The organism is Mesorhizobium shangrilense, from assembly GCF_040537815.1.
GTDB lineage: Bacteria > Pseudomonadota > Alphaproteobacteria > Rhizobiales > Rhizobiaceae > Mesorhizobium > Mesorhizobium shangrilense.
The window spans coordinates 762,367-788,888 of record NZ_JBEWSZ010000001.1; the positions used below are offsets into that span (position 1 = coordinate 762,367).

Below are 26,522 nucleotides of genomic sequence, written 5' to 3' on the forward strand. Positions count from 1 at the left end.
AATAGCGGTTTCACTGGAGAGCTTCTAGTATGGGTGTGGGCGTGACCGCGGAGGACCCGAAATGCCATCGCTGAGCTTGCGGATAAATCTCGATCCCGACGGGCGCATCGGGCCGGGCAAGATCGAACTCCTGGAGCAGATCGCTTCCTTCGGCTCGATCTCGGCCGCCGCGCGCGGCATGGAGATGTCCTACAAGCATGCCTGGGACCTTGTCGAAGACATGAACCGGGTGTTCGGCAAGCCGCTGGTGGCGGCGCAGACAGGTGGCCGCAAGGGCGGCGGCGCGCAACTGACGTCGGTGGGACTGGCCGTGGTCAGCCGTTTTCGCGCCATCGAGCGCGCGGCGGCGGCAGCGGCCGCGACGCATATGGAGGCGCTGCAGGCCGAGATTGATGCGGGGTAGGCAGTAGGCAGTAGGCAGTAGGCAGTAGGCAGTAGGCAGTAGGCAGTAGGGTTAGGAAGTGGCCGGCATTCTTGTGCTATCTTCCGTCACGAAACATCATTTCATCTACTGCCTACTGCCTAGTCTCCTGGCTTTCGCAGCAGGTAGGTGTCCATGATCCAGCCCTTGCTGCGCCGGGCGTCTTCACGGATTTTCTCGATCTCCGCGCCGACGTCGCCGAGGCGGCCGGAGATGATGATTTCGTCGGGCGTGCCGAGATAGGCGCCCCAGTGGATGATGAGATCCTTGTCGCTCAGCGTGTTGAAGGCGCATTTGCCGTCCAGCATGACGACGGTGCTGCCGGCATTGTCCGGCATGCCTTCTTCCGTGAGGCGGCGGCCGGTGGTGACAAGGAAGGAATCGCCAATGCGGTTCAGCGCCATTTTGTGGCTGGCGGCGAGCGCCTGCACGGCGGTGATGCCGGGCATGACGTCCAGTTCGAACTCGACATTGGCCCTCAGCCGCACACGCTCCAGGATGCGCAGCGCGCTGTCATAGAGCGAGGGGTCGCCCCAGATCAGGAAAGCGCCGCAGCCATCTTCCGGCAGTTCGTCGCGGATCAGGGCTTCGTAAATGGCGGCGATCGCCTCATGCCAATCATCGACGGTCGAGCGGTAGGAGGATGTCGGCTCGGCGCGCACCGGCACATCGAACTCGACCCGGCGCGATTTGGGATTGGTGACGAAACGGTCGCAGATCTGGCGGCGCAGTTCGGCCAGATCATTCTTCTTCGCGCCCTTGTCGGGAATGAACAGCACATCGGCCCGGTTCAGGCCTGATATGGCCTGCACGGTCATGTGCTCCGGATTGCCGGCGCCGATGCCGATGACGAGAACCTTGCGCATGGCCGAACTCCTGCCCGATCGAGGCTTGCCTGTCCAGACCGCGATTGTGTGAGCGCAGGCAGTTGCGCCGGCATGCAGGGGCTTTGAACGCGGGGCTGAAACAAGTAGGGTCGCGCCATTGATTGTCCAGGCATGTCGTTCCCCAATTCGCCGTGCACCTTCGGGTCAGGCCCGGCGGCATGCCTTGAGGTGATATGTGATGGTTTGTGGGAGGGGAGCTGTGATGTTGCGAACTGTCTTGGCTGCAGGATTGATGCTCTGCGCAGCGCCCGCGCTGGCAAATGATTCGACCGCCGAGCTTGGCACTGGTGGTCTGATCCTGTCGCGCAGCGACGCGGTGGCGATGCAAAGCGAGGACCTTTACATCTCGCCGGACAAGGTGACGGTCGACTATGTCTTCCACAACAACACTGACAAGGATGTCGATGCGATCGTCGCTTTTCCGATGCCGGATATCGAGGGCAATCCCGAGGAAATGCCGGCCATCCCCAACGACCCCAGTGACAATTTTCTCGGCTTCGAAGTGACGATCGACGGCGCGGCGGTAAAGCCGCAGCTTGAGCAGAAGGTGTTTGCGCTGGGCGTCGACATCAGCGCCGAGCTGAAGGCGCAGAACGTGCCGTTCTATCCGTTCGGCGACGCGGCACGGGCAGCACTCGCAAAGCTGCCGCAGGCGGTCGCCGATGACTGGGTCAACCGCGGCATCATCATCGAGGACAGTTCAGACGACGGTTCGGGCATGAAGACCGTCTACTCGCCATTCTGGCAATTGCGCTCGACCTATTGGTGGCGCTCGAATTTTCCCGCCAACGCGGATGTCCGTGTCTCGCACCGCTACAAGCCCAGCGTCGGCAGCTCGTCGACGGTCAGCTTCTTTTCCGATGGCAAGTTCCAGGACCCGTACACCGCCTACAAGACACGCTACTGCATGGACAGCACGTTCGAAAACGCCATCCGCAAGGCGGCCAAGGATGATCCCGACGGCTATCCGAAATATTACGAGAGCCGCATCGCCTATATCCTGACCACCGGCGGCAACTGGGCGACGGGCACGATCGGCAAGTTCAAGCTGACCGTCGACAAGGGCAATGCGAAAAACCTGGTCTCGTTCTGCGGCGATAATGTCAGGAAGGTGGGGCCAACGACCTTCGAGATGACGGCCAATGATTTCTATCCCGAGCACGACATCAATATCCTCATGCTCAACCCGGCCGACAGCAATGGCGGGAGCGCAAACTGATGGATGTCGCTGTTTATGTCGCCATCGCCGAAAACGGCGTGATCGGGCGTGACGGTGGTTTGCCCTGGCGGCTTTCCACCGACCTCAAGCGTTTCAAGGCCGATACGATGGGCAAGCCCATCATCATGGGCCGCAAGACCTATGAGGGCATCGGCCGGCCGCTGCCGGGCAGGCTGAACATCGTGGTCACCCGCGACAAGGACTGGAGCGCCGAGGGCATCGAAGTCGTGCATTCGCTGGATGATGCCATCCAACTGGCCAAAGCGCGCGCGGCTGGCGCCGACGAGGTCTGCATCATTGGCGGCGGCCAGATCTATGCGCAGGCGCTGCCGTTGGCCGACCGCCTGCATGTCACCCACATTCTGGCCGATGTCGATGGTGACGCGCATTTTCCGCCGATCGACCCCAAGCTGTGGCGTGTTGTCCGGGCGGAAGACATTCCGGCCGGCGAAAAGGACAGCCACGCGACGCGCTACACGGTTTACGAGCGCCGCCGCGAAATGCTTTGAAAGACAGAAAGGGCATTGAGGGACGACAAAGGGTCGCGATCATCCAAAACAGATGCCGTCGACAGTCGATCGCGTTGAAAGCGCGTCGTGGCGTCCCTATAGAAGAACAACACTGGATTTTGCGCCGTAACACCGGCGCATGAGGGAATTCCAAGCGAAAGGACATTCATGCCCTGGAACGACAAGAGTGGCGGAGGCGGCGGCCCGTGGGGCGGCGGCGGAAATAGTGGCGGACCCTGGGGGCAGGGACCAAAAGGACCGACAGGTCCGCAGGGCTCGCCCCCCGATCTCGAAGACATCATCCGGCGCGGCCAGGACAGGCTGCGGCGCGCTCTGCCGGGCGGCGGTGGCGCAAGCCCAGCTGTGTTCGCGTTGATCGCGGTCGCACTCGTCGTGCTGTGGGCATTCAAGGCCGTCTATACCGTGCAGCCCGACGAGGTTGCGGTCGAACTGCGTTTCGGCAAGCCGAAGGCGGAGCTTTCGCAGCCAGGCCTGCATTTCCATTGGTGGCCGCTTGAAACCGTCGAGACGGCCAAGATTTCCGAGCAGCTCGTCGACATTGGCGGTGGCAACACCAGCGGCAACGGCCTGATGCTTTCGGGCGACCAGAACATCGTCAACGTGCAGTTTTCGGTGGCCTATCAGGTCTCCGATCCCCGGGCCTATCTGTTCGACGTCTCGGATCCCGACGGCATGCTGCGGCAGGTTGCCGAAAGCGCGATGCGCGAAGCGGTCGGCCGCCGGCCGGCGCAGGACATCTTCCGCGATGACCGCCAGGGCATAGCGGCCTCGGTGCGCGAGATCATCCAGACGACGCTGGACGGCTACAAGGCCGGTCTGAACGTCAACGCCGTCTCGATCGAGGATGCGGCACCGCCACGCGAGGTGGCCGATGCGTTTGACGAGGTGCAGCGTGCCGAGCAGGACGAGGACAAGTTCGTCGAGCAGGCCAACCAGTATTCCAACCAGAAGCTCGGCCAGGCACGCGGCGAGGCGGCACAGGTCCGCGAAGACGCGGCCGCCTACAAGAATCGGGTCGTGCAGGAAGCCGAGGGTGAGGCGCAGCGCTTCATCTCGGTCTACGACGAATATGCCAAGGCGCCCGACGTGACGCGCAAGCGCCTGTATCTCGAAACGATGGAGAAGGTCCTGAAGGACTCCAACAAGGTCATTGTCGAGCAAGGCAACGGACAGGGTGTTGTTCCCTACCTGCCGCTGCCGGCACTGCAGCAGAAGGCGCCGACGCCCACCCCCCTTGGTGCGACCACGGGAGGTAACCAGTAATGGCCAACCGTCTTCCCATCATCGTCGTCATCCTGGCGGTCATCCTGTTCCTCATCTATTCGTCGGTCTTCGTGGTGAATGCGCGCCAGCAGGCGCTCGTGCTGCGGTTCGGTGAGATCGTCGACGTCAAGAGCGAACCCGGCATCTACTTCAAGGCGCCGTTCTCGTTCTTCGACGCCGATACGGTGCAGCTGATCGAGAACCGGGTGCTGCGCTTCGACCTCGACAACATCCGCGTCCAGGTGTCGGGCGGCAAGTTCTATGAGGTCGATGCCTTCATCGCCTATCGCATCTCGGATCCGCGCGTCTTCCGTGCCGCCGTGTCCGGTCAGATCGAATTGGCCGAAGCGCGCCTGCGGACCCGTCTCGACGCTGCCTTGCGCCGCGTCTACGGTCTGCGCGATTTCGAGGCCGCGCTCTCCGAAGAGCGCGCCGTGATGATGCGCGAAGTCCGCGATCAGCTCAGGCCCGACGCCACGTCGCTCGGCCTGCAGATCGAGGATGTCCGTATCCGCCGGACCGATCTTACGGCCGAGGTTTCACAGCAGACCTACGACCGCATGAAGGCCGAACGCCTGGCGGAAGCCGCGCGGCTGAGGGCACGCGGCAACGAAGCGGCACAGCGCATCACGGCACGCGCTGATCGTGAAGTGGTCGAGATCGTCGCCGAGGCGCAGAAAGAGTCCGAAATCCTGCGCGGTGAGGGCGAAGCCCAGCGCAGTGCCACCTTCGCCGATGCCTACAAGCGCGATCCGGCGTTCTTCGACTTCTACCGCTCGATGAATGCCTATGGTACCGCGTTGGACGGCACCGGAACGACGATGGTGCTTTCGCCGAGTTCGGAGTTCTTCCGGTTCTTCCGCGATCCCGACGGCAAGGAAGCGGGGGCGAAGCCTTTGGGGCCGCAGCCCGCACCCGCTGCTCCGGCAGCAAGCGCCGCCCCGGCGGCGCCTGCCGCGCCGGCGGCTCAACCTGCAACCGGCCAGTAAAGGCCGGTGCAGGACTTCTTCGCCGCCATTGGCCTGGTCCTCGTTGTCGAGGGGCTGGTCTATGGCGGCTTTCCGGAGTTCGCCAAGAAACTGGCGGGCGAGGTTCTGTCGATGCCGGAGAATGTATTGCGCATCGCCGGGCTGGCGGCGATCGCCGTCGGTGTCGGCATCGTCTGGCTGGTGCGGGGCGGGTGAGGCTGATTGGTTTGCGGCTTGGGAATAACGCAGGATTTCTGCCCTGCTTCTAGCCACAGCCGCAAACGTGCCGTATTTCTTGCCAACATGACGCGACGCGGCGTTTTCGCCGAAGCGCTTTTTCAGAAAATACCGGGAGGCTTCTCGATGACATCCAACACCCTTTTGCGCGCGGCACGACGGACGTTCATCGCTGGTGCGGCGGCGCTGCTCGTCGGCGTGGTTGCTGTTCCGTCCTTTGTCACGCCTGTGTTCGCCAATGACGGGCCGCCCTCGGTCGCCGATCTCGCTGACAAGCTGCTCGGCGCGGTGGTCAACATATCGACCTCGCAGACAGTCAAGGGCACGGAAGGTCCGGGCGCCGTTCCGATGCCGCAGCTACCGGAGGGCTCGCCCTTCCAGGACTTCTTCGACGACTTCTTCAAGAACCGTGGTGGCGACAAGGACAATGGCGCGCAGAAGGTGCAGTCGCTGGGTTCCGGCTTCGTCGTCGACGCGGACCAGGGCATCGTGGTGACCAACAACCACGTGATCGCCGACGCCGACGATATCGAAGTCAATTTTTCAGATGGCGTCACGCTGAAGGCGACGCTGATTGGCACCGACCCCAAGACCGATGTCGCCGTGCTGAAGGTCGATCCGAAGGGGCACAAGCTGACCTCGGTGAAATTCGGCGACTCCACCAAGATGCGTGTCGGCGACTGGGTGATGGCGATCGGCAATCCGTTCGGCCTCGGCGGCACGGTGACGGTGGGCATCGTCTCGGCCCGCAACCGCGACATCAATTCGGGTCCCTATGACGACTTCATCCAGACCGATGCCGCGATCAACCGCGGCAATTCCGGCGGACCGCTGTTCAACAGCGCCGGCGAAGTGATCGGCATCAACACGGCGATCATTTCGCCGTCCGGCGGTTCGATCGGCATCGGCTTCTCCATACCCGCGCAGCTTGCGTCCGGCGTCGTCGACCAGCTTCGCCAGTTCGGCGAGACGCGGCGCGGCTGGCTCGGCGTGCGCATCCAGCCCGTGACCGCCGACATTGCCGAAAGCCTGGGCATGGCGACCGCCAAGGGCGCGCTCGTCGCCGGCGTCATCAAGGGCGGACCTGTCGACAACGGAACCGTTCAGGCCGGCGACGTCATCATCAAGTTTGACGGTACGGATATCCACGAGATGCGCGACCTGCCGCGCGTCGTGGCGGAAAGCCCGGTCGGCAAGGCGGTCGACGTGGTCATCGTGCGCAAGGGCGTCGAGCAGACCGTGAAGGTGACGCTCGGCCGGCTTGAGGACGGCGAGAAAGCAGCCAGCGCCGAAGACAAGGGCACCGATCAGGGCAAGGCCGACAAGGCGCCACCGGTTTCGACGGCGGCCGTGCTTGGCATGACCATCGGCGAACTCAATGACGACACGCGCAAGAAGTTCAGCATTGCCGCCGACGTTTCCGGCGTCGTCATCACCGACGTCGCCAAGGACTCGGCAGCCGCTGAGCGCGGCATCCAGCCCGGCGAAGTGATCACCGAGATCGCACAGGAATCGGTTGCCACGCCCAAGGACGTCATGGACCGGATCGGCGCGTTGAAGGAGCAGGGACGCAAGAACGCGCTGCTGATGCTGGCGTCGAAGACCGGCGAACTGCGGTTCGTGACGATAAGAATGGATTGAGTCCGGAAAATCCGGAAACACTCTGATCCTGAAAAGAAAAGGGCGGCTAGCGAGCCGCCCTTTTTCTTGCTTCCCAGTTGATGCGAGAGAGCCTGTAGAACACATGCCGCATGAGCGCGGGATGGCTATCGGGAATGCCCGGATGGTCGAAATCGGCCAAGGGATCGGCGGTCATGCCGATGCGTTCCATGACGGCGGTGGAGCGGCGGTTGTCCTCGACGGCAAAGGACACGATTTCATCGAGCCCAAGCGTTTCGAAGCCGTAGGCCAGCCAGGCCTCGGCTGCCTCCGAGACATAGCCTTTGCCCCAGAATTCGGGCGCCAGCCGCCAGCCGGTCTCGATGGTGCCGGCCGGCAGGAACGGCAAGTGGCCAGTTCCGGTGATGCCGACAAAGCCGATGCATTCCCCGGTGGCCGCAATCTCGGCCGCGGCGAAGCCGTAGCCGTCACGCTCGATGGCCGTGTGCAGTTCATCCATCTTGGCGTCGGCCTGCGTACGGTTGCGCCGGAACGGGAAGAACTCCATGACGCGTTCGTCGGAATTGATCCGGTGGAAGAGTTCGCGGTCGCGGTCCTCCCAGTTGCGCAGGATCAGGCGTTCGGTGCGGATGGGTTTCATTCGACAAATTCTTCGCGTCGATAGCCCTGAAGGTAGAGCAAGGCGGTCAGGTCACTGTGGTCGATGCGTACCTTTGCCTGCGCCGCGACAGCCGGCTTGGCATGAAGTGCCACGCCGGTGCCGGCGAGGCGGATCATGTCGAGGTCGTTGGCGCCGTCGCCGACCGCGATGGCATCGGCTGGCGCCAGGCCGAGGCGGGCTGAAATCTCCATCAGTGCATCGGCCTTGGCGGCACGGCCAAGGATCGGCTCGGCGACGAGACCGGTGAAGTGGCCGTCCTGCTCGATCAGGCGGTTGGCGCGGTTTTCCTGAAAACCAAGCATGGTCGCGATGCGCGTGGTGAACACCTCGAAGCCACCGGAGACCAGTGCCGTCCAGGCACCGTTGGCCCGCATCGTCTGGACAAGCGCGCGGCCGCCGGAAGCCAGTGTCAGGCGGTTGGCGATGATGCGATCGACCACGGCGGCGTCGAGACCCTTCAACAGCGCCACGCGCTCGCGCAGTGCCGGTTCGAAGGCGATTTCGCCGTTCATCGATCGCGCGGTGATGGCGGCGACATGATCCTTGACGCCGATTTCGTCGGCAAGCTCGTCGATGCACTCCTGGTCGATCATGGTCGAATCCATGTCGGCGATGAGGATGCTCTTGCGTCTTCCCTCGACCGGCTGGACGATCACGTCGACCGGCTCCGAAGCCAGCGCGGCGCGCAGGCCGGCGGCCAACTCGGCGACGTCTGCCGCTTCGGGCAAGGCAAGGTCGCAAGCAATCCCTTCAGCCAGCCAATGAACAGCGCTTGCGCCAACCGACCTTGAGGCCATATTCGCAAGCGACGGCAAAAGGATCTGGTCGGCGGGACGGGACACGAGCGTGGCGACAAGCGGCATTGAAAATTCCAGCGGAAAGGCGGGCGAAGGCCGCGTGAAGAACGCGATCCTGATAGCCGGGCCGACCGCCAGCGGCAAGTCGGCGCTTGCGCTCGATCTGGCCGAGCGCGAGGGCGGCGTCATCGTCAACACCGATTCCATGCAAGGCTATTCGGTGCTCGACGTGCTGACGGCGCGGCCGAGTGCCGCCGATCTCGCCCGAGCCCCGCATTTTCTCTACGGGCATGTTCATCCCTCCACCGCCTATTCCACCGGCGCTTGGCTGCGTGATGTGATGAAACTGATCGACGACGGCGTGCTTTCGGGACGACCGGTGATCTTCGTCGGCGGCACCGGTCTCTATTTCCGGGCGCTTGCCGAGGGCATTTCGGAAATGCCGGATATTCCCCAGCGGATACGCGACCGCTGGCGCTACGAATTGAAGGAACAAGGCGCGGTCAAACTGCACCAGATCCTGATGCATGAGGATTCAAGGGTCGCCATGACGTTGAAGCCGACCGACAGCCAACGCATCGTGCGGGCGCTGGAGGTGCTGGACGCATCTGGCCGTTCGATCCTCGAGTGGCAGGCAGCGCGCGGCCAGCCGCTGATAGACAGGAATGGTGCGCACTTCATCGTGATCGAGCCGGATCGCGCGGCCCTGGTGGCGCGGATCGAAGCCCGGTTCGACCAGATGCTGGACAAGGGCGCTCTGGATGAGGTTCGCCGGCTCGCGGCACTCGATCTCGATGCCGATTTGCCGGCAATGAAAGCGATCGGTGTTCGTGAACTGCAGGCGGCGATGGCTGGAAACATGGGTTTTCCCGAAGCAATTGAGCGCGCCAAGATCGCGACCAGGCAATATGCCAAGCGTCAGGCGACCTGGTTCAGGCACCAATTGGGCCCCGAATGGCGGAGATCAGGCACCGGCGACGAAACGGAAGTGATCTGACAGTCCGCTTTGGATGCAACCTGCCAAGTTGACGCAGAACGAAAGATTCTCGTTGTGGTTGTCCAAATTAACCCTCCGTAAGGTCGCGCGTGCGATATGATCGGCGGGTGTTTTTGAAACGGGGAGCAGATGCGTTTCCATAAGGCGGAATCGGCATTTTTCGTCTTTATCTTCGTGATCCTGGCCGCGGGCCTGGTGACGCTGCATGCCTATGGACTTCTGCAATCGCTTGCCGCCGAGATCCGCACGTCTTCCGGAATCGATCAGATCATCTACCTCAACAAGCTGTTGTTTGCGACCGGCGTGCTCCTGGCGACGGCGCTGTTCTTCGGCGTTTTCTTCATCTATCCGCTGATCCGCAAGCAGGCGACGGAAGAGGGCAAGCTGCGCGCCATGACGGTTTCGCTCAGCGCGCGCTCGGAGACGCTGGAACATGCGGCGCTGACCGACGGACTGACCGGCATGCAGAACCGGCGCTATTTCGATGATGCGCTGAAGGAATATCTGGAAGAGTTCCGCCGCATCGAGAAGCCCGTCGGACTGATGATCCTCGATCTCGACCATTTCAAGCAGGTCAACGACACCCATGGCCATGATGTCGGCGACGAAGTGCTTCGCGCCGTCGCCAACTGTCTCAAGGACATGACGCGCTACCACGACGTGGTGGCACGACTGGGCGGCGAGGAATTCGCCGTGGTCACTCCCAATATGGATGCCGAACTCCTGGCCAAGTTCGCCGAGCGCATCCGCAAGGCGATCGCCAACATGTCGATCCTCTCCGGCAATGTGCGCCTCAAGATCACCACCAGCGTCGGGCTTGCCGTCTGGGATCGCAAGGAAACGGCCGAAGAGTTCTACCGCCGCGCCGATCGCCAGCTCTATGAGGCGAAGAGGCAGGGCCGCAACCGCGTCTGCGCCTGAAATCCCATCACTGAATTCGTGAGGCTGGCCGTCTGCTGCCGTTTTCTGCGATTCCGGTGCTCACGGACTGAATGTCCGCTCCGCTCCGGTTCTCGAAAACGACACCAGCCGACTCAGCCTGACGAATTCCCTGACGGGATTTGCCCAAGCTGGCCAACGAAGCAGAGCCTTTGGAGGCTTGTCGCGGGTTCTCAGAACTGTCGGCAGATGGACGTGACGCGCAGGCTCAGTCGTTTTGCGGGCGCAGGCCGAAGGTCGCGGGCTTGAGGCCGTAACGCATGTCGAAATCGTCGTCCGGCTGGATGCGTGGGACCGGAGGCTTGCGGTATTCGGGGTCGCCGGCCTGCCGGCCTGAATCCACGGCCTGGGCAAAGGCCATTGCCTGCTGCGGCTTCGGCACGTTGCGCAACCGTTCGACGATTGCCGCCAGATCGACATCGTCGCCGATTTCGGACGGCACGGCCTGCTCACGCCTGGACGTGCCGGGGATCAGATCCTCGGACAGCTTTTCGAATTTCAGCCGCATCGTCGTCGCCACGCCTTCGCCGAAGGCAATGGCTTCGCGCTGGCCCATGGACGAAAGGAAGGCGAGCGTGGAGGCCGAGGAATCGGCGATCGCCGAGCGGATGATCGCCTGGTCCTGCTCATTGGCGAGACGCATGGCAAAGAAGGTCGAGCACTGCGACAGGATGGTGGGATCGAGCTCGCCCGGGCGCTGGGTGACGACGCCGAGATAGCAGCCATATTTGCGGCCTTCCTTGGCGATGCGCGACAGGGCGTGCCTGGTCGGAGCGAAGCCGAGCCGCGGATCGGCCGGCATGTAGCGATGCGCTTCCTCGCACAGCAACAGCAGCCGCAGCTTGCCCTCGCTCCAAAGAGCAAGGTCGAAGGCCAAGCGGGCCAGCACCGAACAGACGGAGTTGACGACTTCGGAAGGCATGCCCGCCATCTCGAAGCAGGTCACCGGGCGGCCATGGTGCGGCACGCGGAAGATATTGCCGATCGTCTCGTGGATCGTGTCCTCGATCAGGCGCGAGTTGAACATGAAGCGGTAGCGCGGATCGGAGGCCGCGGATTCGATGCGCGTCTTCAGCGATCTGAGGATTGGGCGGTCGTTCTTGCTTTCGAGCAGGCCCATGCGCTCGTCGATCTGCTTGATGAGATCGACCATGCGATAGGGCACCGGCGTGTCGGCGGTCAGCGCATCGCTGCCGCGTCGCACATAGGCGCCGGAATTGGGATTGCGGTAGAGGTTCTTGGCGGCGGGGATAAGGTCGCGCAACACATCGACCTCCTCCGGGACAGTTTCGCGGCCGCGGAACAGCACTTCGGCGAATTCCTCGAGCTTGAACATCCAGAATGGTAGATCCAGCGTCGTCGAATCGACCCGGACGCAATATTCGGGCAGCGACGCCGCGAACTCATTGTGTGGATCGAGGATGAGGATGCGCAGGTCCGGCCGGGCAGCGATCGACTTGCGCAGCAGCAGCGAGACGGCCGTCGACTTGCCGACGCCCGTCGTGCCGACAACGGCGAAGTGCCGGGCCAGCGTGTCGTCGATGGCGATGTTGGCGTCGATCGTCTCGTCCTGCGACAGCGAGCCGATGGTGATCGAATGACGTCCCGCCAGATCGTAGACCGCCTGCAGGTCGCGGCTGCGGATGCGGTGGGCAATGGCGCCGATATGGGGATAGGTGGTGATGCCACGGTCGAAGACTGGCTTGGCGCCCGGCTCGGCGCCGTCGCGGACTTCGCCGATCAGCTCGATCTTGACCTCGATCGGGTTCTGGCCCTCGCTGCTCCAGGCGCGATCCGACTTGCCGATCTCGTAGACCAGGCCGACGGTTCGCGCTGTGCCCAGATTGATGGAAATCATCTTGCCGACCGTCCAAAGGCCGGTGATCACGCCTTCAATGTCGTCGGCATAAGCGCTGATCGTGGCGCGCGCGCCGTCGCACTGCACGACATTGCCGAGAACCCTCTTGTCGTTTTGCTCCGCGTTGCGGCGCTCCTGCGATGTCGGCTCTCCGACGGCGGCTTCGCGTTCAACAAACATGGACAGGCAATTCCCCATTTCCCAAGCGGACCGACCCTACTGGAACGGGGTTAAGGTGGGGTGTGGCTGGATGGTGTAGGAGGCCTTAAGGCATTCTCGACAATTCGATCTACCCTCTCTTTTCTCGGCGACAAGAATTCATTATATCGGAATTATGGATGATATAGCGAACGATCTTTCTTCGACCATCGGCAAGCGAATACATGCCGAAAGAAGCATGCGCGACTGGTCGCTGGCCGAACTCGCCGATCGGTCCGGCGTGTCGAAAGCCATGCTCAGCACGATCGAGCGCGGCAAGACAAGTCCGACCGCGGCACTTCTGGTGCGCATCGCCTCGGCCTTCGGCATGACGCTGTCCACGCTGATCGCGCGGGCGGAGTTGCAGGGGGGCGGACTGCTTCGCGACGGCGACCAGCCGACATGGCGCGATCCCGCCACCGGCTATGTCCGGCGGCATCTTTCGCCGGCCTCGGACATGCCGCTCGAACTGATCCGGGTCCAGCTGCCGGCGGGAGCCAAGGTCAATTTCCCCGCCGCCTCCTATGCCTTCATCAAGCAGCAGATATGGATGATCTCCGGACGGCTCGATTTCACCGAGGGCGATATCGTGCACAGGCTCCAGCCGGGCGATTGCCTGGCGCTAGGCGCGCCGTCGGATTGCAGTTTCCATGCCTCCGGGCCGGACGCTGCCGACTATCTGGTCGCGCTGGTCAGGGGGTAGGCAGATGGCGCGACGCCCTAAACGCTCCCACAATGGTGGGCCGCCGCTTGACGACTACAAGGGACCGCCATGGGGCAAGGGAGACCCGTATATCTTCCTTGCCTGGCAGGCAGCGCACGCCAAGGCGTGGAAAGCGCCGAGCCACGAGGTCATGCTGCTGCGGATGGAAAAGGCCGAACGGCTAGGACTCACCTATGAAGAATACACGCTTGAGATCCTGGAGCGCGGGCTACATCTGCAGCCAAAGGATGCCGATCGCATCGCCGCGATCAAGGCGGCGCGAAAGCGAAGGCGGGTCAGCCGTCTGGACTGACGGCTGCGAGCCAGGCGCATGATCGCGACAACCATTTCAACCAAGGACATCGTTTATGGGGTCCATCGAAATCAAGGCTATGACCGGCGCGGGGCGAGCGCGAGACATGCTGGTCGAGATTCTGATCGAGACGGTTGCCGCCGGCGGATCGGTCAGCTTCATACATCCGCTGGCGCGGGAGGCCGCCGAGGCCTTCTGGGAAAAATCCCTCCAGGCGGCAGCGAGAGGCGAAAGAGTGGTGCTGGGCGCATGGGATGGCGACGCTCTGGTCGGCACCGTGACATTGCTGCTCGACTTTCCGCCCAACCAGCCGCACCGGGCCGAGATCGCCAAGCTGATGACATCAGTCGATCAACGGGGCAAGGGCGTGGCAACCAGCCTGATGCAGGCGGCGGAGCGCCTCGCCGTCAAGAAGGGCCGCACGCTGCTGGTGCTGGACACTGCTGCCGAGGAGGGGGCTTCCGGCCTCTACGAAAAACTGGGCTTCACGCTGACAGGCGAAATCCCCGACTATGCGCTGAAGCCGCTGGGCGGGCTGACTGCTACGTTGATCTATTGGAAGCGCGTCGGCCCTGCTTGATTGATCTATGTTCTCACCGCGCTTGGGTGACGCGACAGAAGCCACTGACGAAAATCCTGTTCGGCGCGCGACAGTGGTGCTGCCGAAGGCTGGGTCAGGAAATGACCAGAACTGCTGGAGAGTTCGAAGTCGGAAAGCGGCACCAGGGCCCTGCCGGCGAGTGCGGCGTCGATCAGGGGCCGCGAGCCCAGCAGGATGCCGGCACCGGCCCTGGCCGCTTCCATCGCGGCAACGAAACTGTCGAAGCGGTGCGAGCGCCTGGCATGTCCCGCCAATCCGGCGGCGGCGAACCATTCCGCCCACATTTCGCGCGCACCGGCGACCAGAAGCAGGGGCAGGGAGGTCCAGTCGGCATTGTCAGCCAGGGCAGGGGCGGCTACCGGCACGAGCCGCTCGACGGTCAGCCTGTCGGCTTCGCGCCCGGGAAAGGAGCCGTTGCCGAAGCGTACGTCGAGCACCGAGCCCGGCTGGTCATAGTCAGTGGGACGGTGGATCGTCACCACATCGAGCTGGATCTGGGGCAGCGCCTTCGTGAGATCGGGCAGGGCGGGCATCAGCACAAGCAGGGCAAAGGAGATCGGCACCCGGATGGTGACGGTCTGGACAGCGCGCGGTTCGAACAATTCCGTGGTGCTGTTGCCGATGGTGGCGAATGCCGACTGGATGTGCGGCAGATAGGCCGCGCCCTCCGGGGACAGTGCGACGCCGCGAGCAAGCCGCGAAAACAGGCGGGTCTTCAGTCGCTCCTCGAGAAACCGGATATGCTGGCTGACGGCCGCTTGCGTCAGGCCAAGCTCGCCCGCGGCGGCGGTGAAGTTGGACAGCCGCGCCGCGGCTTCGAAGCTGCGCAGCCAGTCGAGCGGAGGCAAGGCATCAGGGGGTCTACTAGCCATTAGAATTTTCGCCCCGTTGGCCAAAAAATGATAATTTGAGTTATGCCTTGGGAAGCGTCAGCATGCAATGGAAACCCTGTGGACCGGACCGTGGGGTGCAAGGTACAGGACCTCATCCATGCTGACCCACGCGTTTATTGGCGACGAAGGAAGAACAATCGAACTTGACTGGGAGGATGGGGCACGCACCCGCTTCCATGCCATGTGGCTGCGCGACAATGCGCTGGACGACAAGACGCGCAGCGCCGGCAATGGCCAGCGCCTGATCACCATCCTCGACATTCCCGCCGATACACGCATTGGCGCTGCTTCGATCAAGGGCGGTGCGCTGGAGGTCAGCTTCGCGCCGGAAGGCAAGACGGTCAGCTTTCCCGCTTCGTGGTTGAGCGCCAACGCCTATGATCGCGACGCGGCCCGCCAATCCGGCTGGACCGGCGGCGAGATTCGGCGCTGGACCAAGGCGACGATGCAGAATTCCGTGCCGCGCGCCGGCTATGGCGCCGCCAGCCGCGACCGCAACGTCCTGCGCGAATGGCTGTCGGCGGTGCGCGCCTACGGCTTTGCGGTGATGGACGGTCTGCCGACCGAATCCGGGGCGCTGTGCAAAGTGTCCGACCTGTTCGGGTACATCAGGGAGACCAATTACGGCCGCTGGTTCGAAGTGCGCGCCGAGGTCAATCCGAGCAATCTCGCCTACACCAATCTCGGCCTTCAGGCGCACACCGACAATCCGTACCGCGATCCGGTGCCGACGCTGCAGATCCTGTCATGCATCGAGAACACGGTCGATGGCGGCGAATCGAGCGTCGTCGACGGGTTTGCCGTCGCAGCCGCCTTGCAGGCCGAAAACCCGGAGGGTTTTCGGCTGCTGAGTTCATGTTCGGCACGCTTTGAATATGCCGGCTCGTCCGGCGTTCGGCTGCAGTCCAAGCGCCCGATGATCGAACTCGGGCCGGATGGCGAGCTGATCTGCATCCGCTTCAACAACCGCTCGCTGGCGCCGACGGTCGACGTGCCCTTCGCCGACATGGACGCCTATTACAAGGCCTATCGCCGGTTCGCCGAACTCATCGAGGATCCGTCCTTCGAAGTGACGTTCAAGCTTGAGCCTGGCCAGGCCTTCATCGTCGACAACACCCGCGTCATGCATGCTCGCAAGGCCTTTTCCGGGACAGGCAAGCGCTGGCTGCAGGGCTGTTACGCCGACAAGGACGGCTTGCTCTCGACGCTTGCCGCGATCGAACACGGTTTCAAGGAGGCGGCGGAATGAGCGACCCGGATCTGAACGCGGGCAATATCGTCGAGTTCATCGCCGATATCTTCGAGAGGCGTGGTGCGGAATCCTATCTCGGCGAGCCCGTCACCATGTCCGAGCACATGCTGCAGGGCGCGTGGCTCGCCGAACAGGACGATGCGCCGGAAGAGCTGGTGGCGGCGGCACTGCTGCACGACATCGGCCACTACACCAGCGAGTTCGGCACCTATTCGCCTGACGATGTCGAGGACAAGCACCATGACGAGGCCGGCGGTGAGGTGCTGGCGCCGTTCTTCCCGCCGGTCATCGTCGAATGCGTGAGGCTGCATGTTTCGGCCAAACGCTATCTCTGCGCCACCGATCCGACCTATTTCGGCAAGCTGTCGCAGGCGTCGGTGCACACGCTGTCGCTGCAGGGCGGCCCGATGAATGCCGACGAGGTGGCCGAGTTCCGCAGGAATCCGTTCCATGATGAAGCTGTGCGGGTCCGTATATGGGACGAGGGCGGCAAGATCGCCGACATGAAAACGCGTTCGTTTCGCGACTATGTGCCGCTGCTGGAACGCGTGGTGGCGCGCTTCGCCGCCGATAAGGCGGCATAGCCAACTCGGAACCTATCGCCGGAGAGGAGAGGACCATGTGTTTCTGCTTTGACGGCGAAAGCGCGGTGGCGGCCTACCGACCGGACGACTGCCGGGAGCGCTTGCCGGTCGCAAGCGCTCCCGCTTCGCGGCCAGATGCTATAGTGGCGAGCCGCCCGCCAGGGCACTCCCGGTTCGCCCGAACGCGACAGGGCCGAATACAACCGCTGCTTGCTGTCGCGGCTGATTGAATGTACTAGCCGGCGTCCGGCAAGCGGCCAGCCATCAAGGTTGCCGCACCGTATCGCGACATTTTTGATGGAGGCCACGATGAAATCATGTTCACGCACGTTGCGCCTTCGCGATCGGACGAACGGCTGATCCGCGCCAAAGCGGGTTCTCATTGCCTGACAGTCCGAGGACCGTTGCGATGCGTGGCGGCAGCCACGTCCGAAGCGATCCGCAGCGTCGTTCATGCGACCGACACGAGTGTTGAAGCGGTGGGAGCCGAATGCTTCCGGCCGGTGATGGCGGCTATCCGGATGCCCGAGATGCGACTTTGCAACACTACTGCAGGCCATTGTAAACATTGAAAGAATGGCTCTTGTTCTAAAGTTCTCGGGAGCGTAGACACCGGCCCGTTCCAACCCGTCATCCCTGAAGGAGACCTGTCCATGTCACGCCAATCCAGATCGACACATTCCGTGCCGGCGCTGGAATTGCGTGCGGCTGACAGGGTTCCAATCGGGGAGAACGGCCATGGCCAGGTCCATGATCCAGCGCAGGCAAGAGGCCGAGCGCGAACGTATTGAAGCATATGCCGCGACGCTGCGGCGGGTTTCTCCAACCCCGCGCCCCGTTCCGGACTTTGGGCGGGCGCTCAAGGAGGTGCGCCGTGGCTTTGCCAGCATGGCGATCCGCGATGGGGCCTCGTGGCGTCCGCAACTGAAAACGCGCGATCCCGCGCGGCTGCAACTGGCCGCGGCGCGGCATCTTTATGCGCACTATCCGGTCTCGGCCGCGCTCGAGCGTATCTGGCTGGACAGTTCGGGGCTGCATGTCGACGAGGTTACGCTTCGCAAGACCTGGTACGTGACGGTTGCGCGTGGTGACTCGCTCTACAAGGCGGGTGCCAATGCGTGGCTGTCGCGCAAGGAAGTGCATTGTTTCCTGAACCTCTCGGGCGATTTCTCGTTCAACGAGGCGTTTTGGGTGGCGATTGCGCGGTCCTATGCGGATGATGTCGGGCTGGCGGCTCGCCTTGCCCGCACGAAGATAGCAAGCACGCCACGCGCAGAGCTGCCATTCTGGCGCGAGGTGGTGCGTTTCTTTTGCGGACAGCCAGGGTCGAAGGAGGAGATTGACGATCTCTGCGACTACATCGCCGCCATGTATCGGCGTGATCGAGCCTACAGTCTGAAGGGGCGCACGCTCGCTTCGCTGCGCCGGCAGATGTCGGAGTGGCATCACGACATTGCGGCGATCGAACGCATTGAGGCCATGCGCCGCCGCGCGGCCGGACGGGCTGCGCAACCTGCGGAAATGCAGGCACAAGGGCGTGCCTGGGATGGCTCCCCTCTGGAGGACTGGGAATGGCAGCCACCAACCAAGGGGGCGAAGGTGCATGGCGAGCGGTTCTTCGTTCGCCAGTTGAAGACAGCCGAGGATCTGGTTGCCGAAAGCCGGGCGATGCATCATTGCGTCTCGACCTATGCGGCCAAATGCATCGCCGGCAACGCGTCCATCTGGGTGCTGCGGCGCACGGCGCTCGGCAAGGTCGAGCGCCTGCTGACAATCGAGCTCGATCGGCAAAATCGTGCGATCCAGGTACGAGGCCCCAGCAATCGCCTTGATACGCCGGATGAGCGCAAGATTCTGGAGCGGTGGGCCAAGGCGAGGGGCGTGCTACTGGTGAACTGAGCCGAGGACAACTCTATTTAACCGACAAGGAAGGCGCGGCGTGGGCCGCGCCTTCCTTGGTTGCTGCTGTCGGCCGCCGGCTATCCCTTGTGATGGACCTCCTGCAATCCATAGACGGGCGTGGGCAAGCCGACCTGTCTGGCCTTCAGCTGCAGTGACAGATACTGCGAATAGTGCCTGGACTGGTGAAGATTGCCGCCGTGGAACCACAGCGCGTCCTGCTGTGTCGGCTTCCACATGTTGCGCTGCTCGCCTTCCCAGGGCCCGGGATCCTTGGTGGTGTTCGAGCCAAGACCCCAGACCTTGCCGACCTTGTCCGCCACGTCCTGCGAGATGAGGTCCGCGGCCCATCCGTTCATCGAGCCGTAGCCCGTGGCATAGATCACGAGATCGGCCGGCAATTCGGTGCCATCAGCGAACTTGACGCCGGTCACGGTCAGTTCCTGTACCGCCGCGCCCGGTCCGCTCTTCAGCTTGATCGAACCATCGATGACGAGATCGCAAGCACCGACATCGATATAGTAGCCCGAACCCCGGCGCAGATACTTCATGAAAAGACCGGAGCCGTCATCGCCCCAGTCGAGCAGGAAGCCGGCCTTTTCCAGGTCTTCATAGAACTTCGCGTCGCGTTCCTTCATCTGTTCGTAAAGCGGGATCTGGAACTCGTGCAGGATGCGGTAGGGCAGGGAAGCGAAGATCAGGTCGGCCTTGCGCGTCGTCATGCCGTTCTCCACCGCCTGCTCTGAATAGAGCCCGCCCAGGCCGATATCCATCAGCGTATCGGACTTGACGATGTGGGTGGAGGAGCGCTGCACCATGGTGACGTCGGCGCCCCCCTCCCACAGCGCCGCGCAGATGTCGTGGGCGGAGTTGTTGGAGCCGATGACCACCACCTTCTTGCCGCGATATCTGTCGGGACCAGGGTGGTTCGAGGAATGCTGCTGCTCGCCCGTGAAGATGTCCTGGCCCTTGTATTTCGGCCAGTTCGCCTTGCCGGACATGCCGGTGGCCAGCACCAGCTGCTTGGGCTTGAGGGTGATCTCCTTGCCGTCGCGCTCAACGACGACTGTCCATTCCCCGGCCTTCTCGTCGTACTTTGCGGATTTGGCTGACGTGGAGGACCAGTAATTCAGCTCCATCACGTTGGTGTACATCTCAAGCCAGTCGCCGATCTTGTCCTTTGGCGCGAAGACCGGCCAGTTCTTGGGGAAATCGATGTAGGGCAGATGGTCGTACCAAACCGGGTCATGCAGGCAGAGCGACTTGTAGCGCTTGCGCCAGGAATCGCCCGGGCGTTCGTTCTTCTCGATGATGATCGTCGGCACGCCCAGCTGTTTCAGCCGCGCGCCAAGCGCAATACCGCCCTGGCCGCCGCCGATGATGAGGACGTAGGGCTGCCTGGTGTGACCGAGTTCGGCGATCTCGTCGTCGCGCTCCTCACGCCATGTCTTGCGGTCCTTGCCGTGCCCATGCTTGGCGCCGAGCGGGCGGGTGAAGCCGGATTTTTCCTCATGTCCCTTCAGTTCGGCCATGGTGGTGAGCAAGGTCCAGATCAGGTCGCCCTTGAAACGCACCAGGCCGAAGCCTCGTGCCACTATGGTCTCGAAGGTGATCCAGGCGGTGATGACGCCGTCCGCCTCGGTCGCTTCCTCGCCTTCGGCCACCGCCCAGCCTGTAGGCTTGGTCTCGGCGAGGGTTGCCTTCAACATATCGCGAACCTGGTCCTGGCCCTCCATCGTCTTCAGGTTCCACGTAAACGTCACGAGGTCGCGCCAGTAGCAATCCGCCTGGAAGGAGTTGACCGCGGTGTCTATGTCGCCGGCCTCCAGCGCCTTGCCGAACTTGTCGAGCAGCGCTTGCGCCTTGGTGGTGGGTGTTCTTTCAAGCATGGTTTCTCCTCCGGTTGTCCGTTTTCATGGGCTGCTCCTCCAGGCTCCAGATGGGTACATGGAACAAGGAGCAAGCAGCATGCCAACCATGGCGCTGTCGCAGAAATCGCAATTTAATCAGTATGATACAGCGATTTCTATTGTTGCGCCCTGTGGCAGTGGTGTTGCGCGCGCCATGGCGTGCCACAGTGAGCGCAACACTAGTTCGGAGCCTCCAGCCGCAGCCGCTTCATGCGGCGATGTACCGTCGTGCGATCGACGCCGAGACGCCGCGCGGCCTCGGAGATGTTCCAGCCTGAGATCGCCAGAGCATCCAGCAGCGCCGTGCGCTCGTCCTCGGGTGAGGGCGCGCGGAGTGCGACCAAGGGAGCGGGCGGCGTAGATGGCGCAAGATGCGGCGGCGCGAAGTCCGGCAGGTCGGTGGGCTGGATCGTTTCGTCATCGCAAAGCGTTACCGCCAGATCGATGGCGTTGGCGAGTTCGCGGATGTTGCCAGGCCAGCGGTGACGGATCAGCGCCAGCCGCGCCGCCGGCGACAGCCTTGCCGGGCGACCGGCAAGGCGCGCGTGCTGGTCCAGCAGCCGGTCCAGAAGCCATTCGAAGTCGGTGCGTTCGCGCAGCGCCGGCAAGGTTAGCGAAGCGGCGTTCAGCCGGTAGAACAGATCCTCGCGGAAACGCCCTTCGGCAACCAGCTTGCGCAGATCATGATGCGAGGCGGAAATGATCTTGATGTCAACCTGCAGCGGCTGGGTGCCGCCGACCGGGATCAGTTCGCGCTCGGCGATCACCCTGAGCAACCGCGATTGCAGCGGGTAGGGCATGTCGCCGATCTCGTCGAGGAAGAGCGTGCCGCCATTGGCGCCCTCGATCAGTCCCTTGCGTCCCCTGGCTGTCGCTCCGGTGAAAGCGCCGGCGGTATGGCCGAACAATTCGCTCTCGATCAGGTGTTCGGGGATGGCCGCGCAATTGATGGCGACAAACGGGCCTCCGCGTTGCGAGCACTCGTGGATCGCGCGGGCGAGATATTCCTTGCCGGAACCGGTCTCGCCGTGGATCAGGATCGGAATGGTGGTGCGCGCCAGCTTGGCGGCACGCACCTGCAAGGCTGCCATCGCCGGATCGCCGCCCGACAGTTCGCTGATCGGCTTCGGCACCGCTTCGACGAGGGCGCGGCGTCCGATTGTCGGCTGCGGCTCGATGGCGTGCGCGAACAGGGCGCTGCCGCTGCGGCCGAACACCAGCCGCTCCTCGGTCGGACGCCCGCGCGTCAGGCTCGGCAGATCATCGATGCTCATATCAAGATAGCGCGAGATCGGCTGGCCGACCGGCGACGGCGAGAGCCTCCAGTCGACCCCTCCAGCTTGCGCCAGCAGCAGTGCCCCGCCGTGCGTCGTGCCGAGGATACGGCCCGACGCGTCGAGGGCGATGGCGGCCTCGGGGTCGACGTCCAGGAACTCCGGCGAACGGGAAAAGCGCAGCACCCATTCGGAGTGCATCTGCGCCATCAGATTGGCGAGCTCAATGCGTCGCGCGGAGGCGGTCACCAGATGCAGCGCCAGATTCTGGCTGACCTTGGGCTGGGGGGAGCGCAGCAGCGAAATGTCCAGCACGGCAGCCAATTCGCCATTGGTGTCGAAGATCGGTGCGGCGGTGCAGGAAAGCGGCGTATGGGTGGTGTCGAAATGGTCGGTCTGGTGGATCGTCATCGCTTCGCCGGTGACGATGCAGGAGCCCACGCCGCAGGTTCCGGTGCGGCTCTCCGACCATTCGGAGCCGAGATAGAGTCCCGCCGTGCGCAACTGGTCCATGAACAGCGGATCGCCGAGGAAGTCGACGGTCACCCCCTTGGCGTTTGCCAGCAGCAGCACGTAGTTCTGGCCTGTCACCTGTCTGAAAAGCGTTTCCAGGCCGCTGCGGGCAATGGCGATCAGCCGCTCGGACTGCTCGCGGTGTTCGCGCAACTGGGTATCCGGCACGATATAGGCTTCGGTGGGCCGCGTCGGGTCGAGCCGATGCGTGTCGACACAACGCAGCCAGGACTGCACCACGACATGGTCGCGGGCCGATTGTCCACCGGACAGCACCTGCTCTATCTCGCGGATATGCTCCCGTTCGCCAGCCACGCGTCCTCCTCGCAGGCATGTCCTTATCCGGCATAGTGGTGCTTCGGCGGCACGGGCTCAACTGTACTATGGTAGCGCGTAGCGGAGCCGATTTCGCGGGCGAGCGAATTCGTACAGAACCCCCATTGACGAGTTCGCGATTTCACCCTTATTGTCCGCGACCATGAAAAAGGCACTCATTCTCGTAGGAAGGCGCGTGGGCAAGGCGGTGTAACCGCCGGGCGAAAACCTCCCATGCGCAACACACAGGCTCCCTCGGGGGCCTTTTTTATTGCCCAAAACACGACTAAACGACCAGTAACACCCAAATGGCAACGCCCAAAGGGCGACAGTACGGGACCAGACCGATGAGCAACGGACAGAACGAGCGGCGCGAGATGACAGGCGCCGAAATGGTGGTGCAGGCGCTGAAGGACAACGGCGTCAAGCATGTTTTCGGCTATCCCGGCGGCGCCGTACTTCCGATCTACGACGAGATCTTCCAGCAGGACGAGGTCGAGCACATCCTCGTCCGCCACGAGCAGGGCGCCGGCCATGCGGCTGAAGGCTACGCACGCTCGACCGGAAGGGCCGGGGTCATGCTGGTGACCTCGGGCCCGGGTGCCACCAATGCGGTGACGCCGCTGCAGGATGCGCTGATGGATTCGATCCCGCTGGTCTGCCTGACCGGGCAGGTGCCGACCTCGCTGATCGGCTCCGACGCTTTCCAGGAGTGCGACACGGTCGGCATCACGCGGCCCTGCACCAAGCATAACTGGCTGGTGAAGGACGTCAACGAGCTCGCCGCGACCATCCACGAGGCCTTTCATGTCGCGACGACCGGCCGACCCGGTCCTGTCGTGGTCGACATCCCGAAGGACGTGCAGTTCGCCAAGGGGTTTTACGTCCCGCCGCAGATCGCGCCGCGCACCAGCTACCAGCCGAAGGTCCAGGGCGACCTGGAGAAGATCAAGGCAGCCGTCGAACTGATGGCCGGCGCCAAGAAGCCGATCATCTATAGCGGCGGCGGCGTCATCAATTCCGGCCCGGAAGCCAGCCACCTGCTGCGCGAACTGGTCGATCTCACCGGTTTCCCGATCACTTCGACGCTGATGGGCCTGGGCGCCTATCCGGCGTCGGGCAAGAACTGGATGGGCATGCTGGGCATGCACGGCACCTACGAAGCCAACATGGCCATGCATGATTGCGACGTGATGATCTGCATCGGCGCGCGCTTCGACGACCGCATTACCGGACGGTTGACCGCGTTCTCGCCGAACTCGCGCAAGATCCACATCGACATCGATCCGTCGTCGATCAACAAGAATGTTCACACGGAAGTGCCGATCATCGGCGATGTCGGCCGTGTTCTGGAGGATATGGTGCGGCTGTGGCGGGCGAGCGCCAAGGCCGACAAGAAGGCGCTCTACCCATGGTGGGAGCAGATTGCCAAGTGGCGCGCGCGCGACTCGCTGGCCTACAAGATGAACAACGACGTCATCATGCCGCAATATGCGATCGAGCGGCTGTACCAACTAACCAAGGACATGGACACGTACATCACCACCGAGGTGGGCCAGCACCAGATGTGGGCGGCGCAGCACTATCATTTCGAGAAGCCGAACCGCTGGATGACGTCCGGCGGGCTGGGCACGATGGGCTATGGCCTGCCGGCGGCGCTCGGCGTGCAGATCGCGCATCCCAATGCGCTGGTCATCGATATCGCCGGCGACGCTTCGGTGCAGATGACCATGCAGGAGATGAGCGCGGCGGTGCAGCACGATGCGCCGATCAAGATCTTCATCCTCAACAACCAGTATATGGGAATGGTCAGGCAGTGGCAGCAGCTGCTGCACGGCAACCGTCTGTCGCATTCCTACACCGAGGCGATGCCGGACTTCGTCAAGCTGGCGGAAGCCTATGGCGGCCATGGCATTCGCTGCGAGAAGCCGGACGAGCTGGACGACGCGATCAAGGAGATGATCTTGGTCAAGAAGCCGGTGCTGTTCGACTGCCGCGTGGCGACGCTCGCCAATTGCTTCCCGATGATCCCGTCGGGCAAGGCGCACAACGAGATGCTCCTGCCGGACGAGGCAACCGACGAAGCGGTGGCCAACGCCATCGACGCCAAGGGCAGGGAACTGGTGTAGCCGACAAGCCAAGGCAGGGCTTGTCGGAAGAAGCCGTGCGCAAACAGATAATTAGATCAAGAGTTTGAAATCGAGATTCATGTCATGAACGCACAGCTACAACCGACCGGCTCCGCCTACTTCATCGCCAAGGAAACGGAAAAGCCCGAGAACCACACGCTTTCCGTGCTGGTCGACAACGAGCCGGGTGTGCTTGCCCGGGTCATCGGCCTGTTTTCCGGGCGTGGCTACAACATCGAGAGCCTGACCGTTTCCGAGACCGAGCACGAAAAGCACCTGTCGCGCATCACCATCGTGACGCGCGGCACGCCGCATGTTCTTGAGCAGATCAAGCACCAACTCGAGCGCATCGTGCCGGTGCATCGCGTGGTCGATCTGACCGTGCGCTCGCACGAATTCGGCCAGGAGCGGCCGCTGGAGCGGGAACTGGCGCTTGTAAAGGTTGCCGGCACCGGCGAGGCCCGGGTCGAGGCGCTGCGGCTGGCCGATGCCTTCCGCGCCAGCGTCATCGACGCCAACACCGAGCACTTCATCTTCGAGATCACCGGCAAGGGCTCGAAGCTCGACCAGTTCATCGCCATCATGAAGCCGCTCGGTCTGGTAGAGATTTGCCGCACCGGCGTGGCGGCGATGAATCGCGGCCCGCAGGGGATGTAGCCGCTCCATTCATACGCCCATTGCAAAAACTGGTCAGGCGCAAAACTGGTCCGGCTCTATGCATCTCTAGTAATGAGACAATAGTGCTGACGTATTGTCGACGGAAAATATGTCCTCTGAAGCCTTCCTTGCCCTGCTGGTTTATGCCTTCGTGACATCGATCACGCCGGGGCCGAACAATTTCATGCTTTTGGCTTCCGGCGTGAATTTCGGCTTTGTCCGGACGATTCCGCATATGCTGGGCATCGGCATCGGCTTCCTCGTGCTGTTGCTGGCCGTCGGCTTCGGGCTTGGGGCGGTGCTGACGGCGTTTCCGGTGCTGCATACCGGGCTCAAGATCGCCGGCGGTGCCTACCTGCTCTATCTCGCCTGGAAGATCGCCATGTCGCGCTCGCTGGGCGGCAAAGGCGAGGCCAAGGCGCAGCCGATGCGCTTCATCGATGCGGCCGCATTCCAGTGGGTCAATCCCAAGGCATGGGTGATGGCGATCACCGCCATGGCTGTCTACACCAATCCGGATCGGCCATTCCTGTCCGTGTTGCTGATCTCTTTCGCCTTTGCCGTCGTCAACCTGCCAAGCGTCTCGACCTGGGCGGGGTTCGGCACGGCGTTGCGCGGTTTTCTGTCAAACCCGGTGCGGCTGAAATGGTTCAACATCACCATGGGCGTGCTGCTGGCGGCGACGCTGTGGCCCATGCTGCGCTAGATCAGCTCCCGGTCCAGCAGAGTCCGGCCTGATCGGGTCTGGCTTTATCTTCTTGTTTCAACATGATATTTTGTTGGAAGTCGGCTTCCGTTTTCGGTCGCCGCGAGCGCTGATCGGCTATTGTGGCCTGATGCATAGCGATTGTGCACTGCACATTAAATTATCGTAATGCCGGGTT

25 protein-coding genes are annotated in these 26,522 nt (G+C 62.9%); 18 read left to right on the forward strand and 7 right to left on the reverse strand.

The window, feature by feature from the left end:
• Nucleotides 1-61 precede the first annotated feature (61 nt).
• A complete protein-coding gene (locus ABVQ20_RS03990) occupies nucleotides 62-403 on the forward strand; it encodes a winged helix-turn-helix domain-containing protein (RefSeq protein WP_227346662.1) in 342 nt (113 codons plus the stop codon).
• A 119-nt stretch (nucleotides 404-522) separates the two neighbouring features.
• On the opposite strand, the gene cobF is transcribed toward ABVQ20_RS03990, so the two are convergent.
• Nucleotides 523-1,287 carry a precorrin-6A synthase (deacetylating) gene (cobF, locus tag ABVQ20_RS03995; protein ID WP_354458197.1) on the reverse strand — a complete coding sequence of 255 codons (765 nt, stop codon included), beginning with the start codon at nucleotides 1,285-1,287 and terminating at the stop codon, nucleotides 523-525.
• A 223-nt stretch (nucleotides 1,288-1,510) separates the two neighbouring features.
• Here cobF and ABVQ20_RS04000 point away from each other — a divergent pair, with 223 nt between their 5' ends.
• The 6 genes from ABVQ20_RS04000 (at nucleotide 1,511) to ABVQ20_RS04025 (ending at nucleotide 7,166) form a co-directional block, all read left to right on the forward strand.
• The gene (locus ABVQ20_RS04000) at nucleotides 1,511-2,527 is read left to right on the forward strand and encodes a DUF4424 domain-containing protein (RefSeq protein ID WP_354458198.1); all 1,017 of its coding nucleotides are present in this window, start codon (nucleotides 1,511-1,513) and stop codon (nucleotides 2,525-2,527) included.
• A complete protein-coding gene (locus tag ABVQ20_RS04005) occupies nucleotides 2,527-3,036 on the forward strand; it encodes a dihydrofolate reductase (RefSeq protein WP_354458199.1) in 510 nt (169 codons plus the stop codon). The genes ABVQ20_RS04000 and ABVQ20_RS04005 overlap by 1 nt, the downstream gene beginning before the upstream one ends.
• Before the next feature lie 168 nt (nucleotides 3,037-3,204).
• A complete protein-coding gene (hflK, locus tag ABVQ20_RS04010) occupies nucleotides 3,205-4,320 on the forward strand; it encodes an FtsH protease activity modulator HflK (RefSeq protein ID WP_354458200.1) in 1,116 nt (371 codons plus the stop codon).
• A complete protein-coding gene (gene hflC / locus ABVQ20_RS04015; RefSeq protein ID WP_354458201.1) occupies nucleotides 4,320-5,309 on the forward strand; it encodes a protease modulator HflC in 990 nt (329 codons plus the stop codon). The genes hflK and hflC overlap by 1 nt, the downstream gene beginning before the upstream one ends.
• A gap of 6 nt (nucleotides 5,310-5,315) precedes the next feature.
• Nucleotides 5,316-5,504: a DUF2065 domain-containing protein gene (locus tag ABVQ20_RS04020; RefSeq protein WP_354458202.1), complete on the forward strand. Its 189-nt coding sequence runs from the start codon at nucleotides 5,316-5,318 to the stop codon at nucleotides 5,502-5,504.
• 147 nt (nucleotides 5,505-5,651) lie between these two features.
• Entirely contained in the window at nucleotides 5,652-7,166 is a 1,515-nt protein-coding gene (locus ABVQ20_RS04025; RefSeq protein ID WP_354458203.1) for a DegQ family serine endoprotease, read from the forward strand.
• A 46-nt stretch (nucleotides 7,167-7,212) separates the two neighbouring features.
• On the opposite strand, the gene ABVQ20_RS04030 is transcribed toward ABVQ20_RS04025, so the two are convergent.
• Entirely contained in the window at nucleotides 7,213-7,785 is a 573-nt protein-coding gene (locus ABVQ20_RS04030; protein WP_354458204.1) for a GNAT family N-acetyltransferase, read from the reverse strand.
• Nucleotides 7,782-8,669, reverse strand: coding sequence for a phosphoserine phosphatase SerB (gene serB, locus ABVQ20_RS04035; RefSeq protein ID WP_354458205.1), 888 nt, complete (start codon nucleotides 8,667-8,669; stop codon nucleotides 7,782-7,784). Before serB ends, ABVQ20_RS04030 begins: the two co-directional genes overlap by 4 nt.
• Here serB and miaA point away from each other — a divergent pair.
• On the forward strand, nucleotides 8,653-9,600 hold the full coding sequence (gene miaA, locus ABVQ20_RS04040; RefSeq protein WP_354458206.1) for a tRNA (adenosine(37)-N6)-dimethylallyltransferase MiaA: 948 nt from the start codon (nucleotides 8,653-8,655) through the stop codon (nucleotides 9,598-9,600). The two genes, serB and miaA, sit on opposite strands and share 17 nt — an antisense overlap.
• Nucleotides 9,601-9,729: 129 nt before the next feature.
• The gene (locus tag ABVQ20_RS04045) at nucleotides 9,730-10,521 is read left to right on the forward strand and encodes a GGDEF domain-containing protein (protein ID WP_354458207.1); all 792 of its coding nucleotides are present in this window, start codon (nucleotides 9,730-9,732) and stop codon (nucleotides 10,519-10,521) included.
• Nucleotides 10,522-10,747: 226 nt separating this feature from the next.
• Here the strand turns inward: ABVQ20_RS04045 and ABVQ20_RS04050 are convergent, their stop codons facing one another.
• A complete protein-coding gene (locus ABVQ20_RS04050) occupies nucleotides 10,748-12,577 on the reverse strand; it encodes an ATP-binding protein (protein ID WP_354458208.1) in 1,830 nt (609 codons plus the stop codon).
• 154 nt (nucleotides 12,578-12,731) lie between these two features.
• On the opposite strand from ABVQ20_RS04050, the gene ABVQ20_RS04055 reads away from it, so the two are divergent.
• Genes ABVQ20_RS04055 through ABVQ20_RS04065 form a run of 3 tightly spaced genes read left to right on the forward strand, consistent with a single transcriptional unit; the run spans nucleotide 12,732 to nucleotide 14,191 of the window.
• Nucleotides 12,732-13,298 (forward strand): helix-turn-helix domain-containing protein, encoded by a 567-nt coding sequence (locus tag ABVQ20_RS04055; protein WP_354458209.1) that lies wholly within the window; start codon nucleotides 12,732-12,734, stop codon nucleotides 13,296-13,298.
• A 4-nt stretch (nucleotides 13,299-13,302) separates the two neighbouring features.
• Nucleotides 13,303-13,611, forward strand: coding sequence for a hypothetical protein (locus ABVQ20_RS04060; RefSeq protein ID WP_354458210.1), 309 nt, complete (start codon nucleotides 13,303-13,305; stop codon nucleotides 13,609-13,611).
• Between the two features lie 55 nt (nucleotides 13,612-13,666).
• Nucleotides 13,667-14,191 carry a GNAT family N-acetyltransferase gene (locus ABVQ20_RS04065; protein WP_354458211.1) on the forward strand — a complete coding sequence of 175 codons (525 nt, stop codon included), beginning with the start codon at nucleotides 13,667-13,669 and terminating at the stop codon, nucleotides 14,189-14,191.
• A 5-nt stretch (nucleotides 14,192-14,196) separates the two neighbouring features.
• Here the strand turns inward: ABVQ20_RS04065 and ABVQ20_RS04070 are convergent, their stop codons facing one another.
• Nucleotides 14,197-15,084: a LysR family transcriptional regulator gene (locus ABVQ20_RS04070; RefSeq protein WP_354458212.1), complete on the reverse strand. Its 888-nt coding sequence runs from the start codon at nucleotides 15,082-15,084 to the stop codon at nucleotides 14,197-14,199.
• Between the two features lie 118 nt (nucleotides 15,085-15,202).
• Here ABVQ20_RS04070 and tmpA point away from each other — a divergent pair, with 118 nt between their 5' ends.
• The 3 genes from tmpA (at nucleotide 15,203) to ABVQ20_RS04085 (ending at nucleotide 18,840) form a co-directional block, all read left to right on the forward strand.
• A complete protein-coding gene (gene tmpA, locus ABVQ20_RS04075; RefSeq protein WP_354458213.1) occupies nucleotides 15,203-16,354 on the forward strand; it encodes a 2-trimethylaminoethylphosphonate dioxygenase in 1,152 nt (383 codons plus the stop codon).
• Nucleotides 16,351-16,941 carry a (R)-1-hydroxy-2-trimethylaminoethylphosphonate oxygenase gene (gene tmpB, locus ABVQ20_RS04080; protein ID WP_354458214.1) on the forward strand — a complete coding sequence of 197 codons (591 nt, stop codon included), beginning with the start codon at nucleotides 16,351-16,353 and terminating at the stop codon, nucleotides 16,939-16,941. Before tmpA ends, tmpB begins: the two co-directional genes overlap by 4 nt.
• Nucleotides 16,942-17,679: 738 nt before the next feature.
• Nucleotides 17,680-18,840 (forward strand): PcfJ domain-containing protein, encoded by a 1,161-nt coding sequence (locus tag ABVQ20_RS04085; RefSeq protein WP_354458215.1) that lies wholly within the window; start codon nucleotides 17,680-17,682, stop codon nucleotides 18,838-18,840.
• A gap of 80 nt (nucleotides 18,841-18,920) precedes the next feature.
• Here the strand turns inward: ABVQ20_RS04085 and ABVQ20_RS04090 are convergent, their stop codons facing one another.
• Nucleotides 18,921-20,729: an NAD(P)-binding domain-containing protein gene (locus ABVQ20_RS04090; RefSeq protein ID WP_354458216.1), complete on the reverse strand. Its 1,809-nt coding sequence runs from the start codon at nucleotides 20,727-20,729 to the stop codon at nucleotides 18,921-18,923.
• 200 nt (nucleotides 20,730-20,929) lie between these two features.
• Nucleotides 20,930-22,852: a sigma-54-dependent Fis family transcriptional regulator gene (locus ABVQ20_RS04095; protein ID WP_354458217.1), complete on the reverse strand. Its 1,923-nt coding sequence runs from the start codon at nucleotides 22,850-22,852 to the stop codon at nucleotides 20,930-20,932.
• 347 nt (nucleotides 22,853-23,199) lie between these two features.
• Between ABVQ20_RS04095 and ABVQ20_RS04100 the strand changes: the two genes are divergently transcribed.
• The 3 genes from ABVQ20_RS04100 (at nucleotide 23,200) to ABVQ20_RS04110 (ending at nucleotide 26,344) form a co-directional block, all read left to right on the forward strand.
• Entirely contained in the window at nucleotides 23,200-24,981 is a 1,782-nt protein-coding gene (locus ABVQ20_RS04100; RefSeq protein ID WP_354458218.1) for an acetolactate synthase 3 large subunit, read from the forward strand.
• Between the two features lie 84 nt (nucleotides 24,982-25,065).
• Nucleotides 25,066-25,638 (forward strand): acetolactate synthase small subunit, encoded by a 573-nt coding sequence (gene ilvN / locus ABVQ20_RS04105; protein ID WP_023668352.1) that lies wholly within the window; start codon nucleotides 25,066-25,068, stop codon nucleotides 25,636-25,638.
• A gap of 109 nt (nucleotides 25,639-25,747) precedes the next feature.
• Nucleotides 25,748-26,344, forward strand: a complete 597-nt coding sequence (locus ABVQ20_RS04110; RefSeq protein ID WP_354458219.1) for a LysE family translocator — start codon at nucleotides 25,748-25,750, stop codon at nucleotides 26,342-26,344.
• The last annotated feature ends 178 nt before the right edge of the window (nucleotides 26,345-26,522 follow it).

What these genes read in the sequence shown, in the direction of transcription:
- ABVQ20_RS04100 (WP_354458218.1), top strand. Translation starts at nt 23,200, where the DNA reads ATGAGCAACGGACAGAACGAGCGGCGCGAGATGACAGGCGCCGAAATG.
- serB (WP_354458205.1), bottom strand. Translation starts at nt 8,669, where the DNA reads ATGCCGCTTGTCGCCACGCTCGTGTCCCGTCCCGCCGACCAGATCCTT.
- ABVQ20_RS04110 (WP_354458219.1), top strand. Translation starts at nt 25,748, where the DNA reads ATGTCCTCTGAAGCCTTCCTTGCCCTGCTGGTTTATGCCTTCGTGACA.
- ABVQ20_RS04055 (WP_354458209.1), top strand. Translation starts at nt 12,732, where the DNA reads ATGGATGATATAGCGAACGATCTTTCTTCGACCATCGGCAAGCGAATA.
- ABVQ20_RS04000 (WP_354458198.1), top strand. Translation starts at nt 1,511, where the DNA reads ATGTTGCGAACTGTCTTGGCTGCAGGATTGATGCTCTGCGCAGCGCCC.
- ABVQ20_RS04090 (WP_354458216.1), bottom strand. Translation starts at nt 20,729, where the DNA reads ATGCTTGAAAGAACACCCACCACCAAGGCGCAAGCGCTGCTCGACAAG.
- ABVQ20_RS03990 (WP_227346662.1), top strand. Translation starts at nt 62, where the DNA reads ATGCCATCGCTGAGCTTGCGGATAAATCTCGATCCCGACGGGCGCATC.
- ABVQ20_RS04030 (WP_354458204.1), bottom strand. Translation starts at nt 7,785, where the DNA reads ATGAAACCCATCCGCACCGAACGCCTGATCCTGCGCAACTGGGAGGAC.
- cobF (WP_354458197.1), bottom strand. Translation starts at nt 1,287, where the DNA reads ATGCGCAAGGTTCTCGTCATCGGCATCGGCGCCGGCAATCCGGAGCAC.
- ilvN (WP_023668352.1), top strand. Translation starts at nt 25,066, where the DNA reads ATGAACGCACAGCTACAACCGACCGGCTCCGCCTACTTCATCGCCAAG.
- ABVQ20_RS04025 (WP_354458203.1), top strand. Translation starts at nt 5,652, where the DNA reads ATGACATCCAACACCCTTTTGCGCGCGGCACGACGGACGTTCATCGCT.
- ABVQ20_RS04060 (WP_354458210.1), top strand. Translation starts at nt 13,303, where the DNA reads ATGGCGCGACGCCCTAAACGCTCCCACAATGGTGGGCCGCCGCTTGAC.
- ABVQ20_RS04005 (WP_354458199.1), top strand. Translation starts at nt 2,527, where the DNA reads ATGGATGTCGCTGTTTATGTCGCCATCGCCGAAAACGGCGTGATCGGG.
- tmpB (WP_354458214.1), top strand. Translation starts at nt 16,351, where the DNA reads ATGAGCGACCCGGATCTGAACGCGGGCAATATCGTCGAGTTCATCGCC.
- ABVQ20_RS04045 (WP_354458207.1), top strand. Translation starts at nt 9,730, where the DNA reads ATGCGTTTCCATAAGGCGGAATCGGCATTTTTCGTCTTTATCTTCGTG.
- tmpA (WP_354458213.1), top strand. Translation starts at nt 15,203, where the DNA reads ATGCTGACCCACGCGTTTATTGGCGACGAAGGAAGAACAATCGAACTT.
- hflK (WP_354458200.1), top strand. Translation starts at nt 3,205, where the DNA reads ATGCCCTGGAACGACAAGAGTGGCGGAGGCGGCGGCCCGTGGGGCGGC.
- ABVQ20_RS04070 (WP_354458212.1), bottom strand. Translation starts at nt 15,084, where the DNA reads ATGGCTAGTAGACCCCCTGATGCCTTGCCTCCGCTCGACTGGCTGCGC.
- ABVQ20_RS04050 (WP_354458208.1), bottom strand. Translation starts at nt 12,577, where the DNA reads ATGTTTGTTGAACGCGAAGCCGCCGTCGGAGAGCCGACATCGCAGGAG.
- ABVQ20_RS04065 (WP_354458211.1), top strand. Translation starts at nt 13,667, where the DNA reads ATGGGGTCCATCGAAATCAAGGCTATGACCGGCGCGGGGCGAGCGCGA.
- ABVQ20_RS04085 (WP_354458215.1), top strand. Translation starts at nt 17,680, where the DNA reads ATGGCCAGGTCCATGATCCAGCGCAGGCAAGAGGCCGAGCGCGAACGT.
- hflC (WP_354458201.1), top strand. Translation starts at nt 4,320, where the DNA reads ATGGCCAACCGTCTTCCCATCATCGTCGTCATCCTGGCGGTCATCCTG.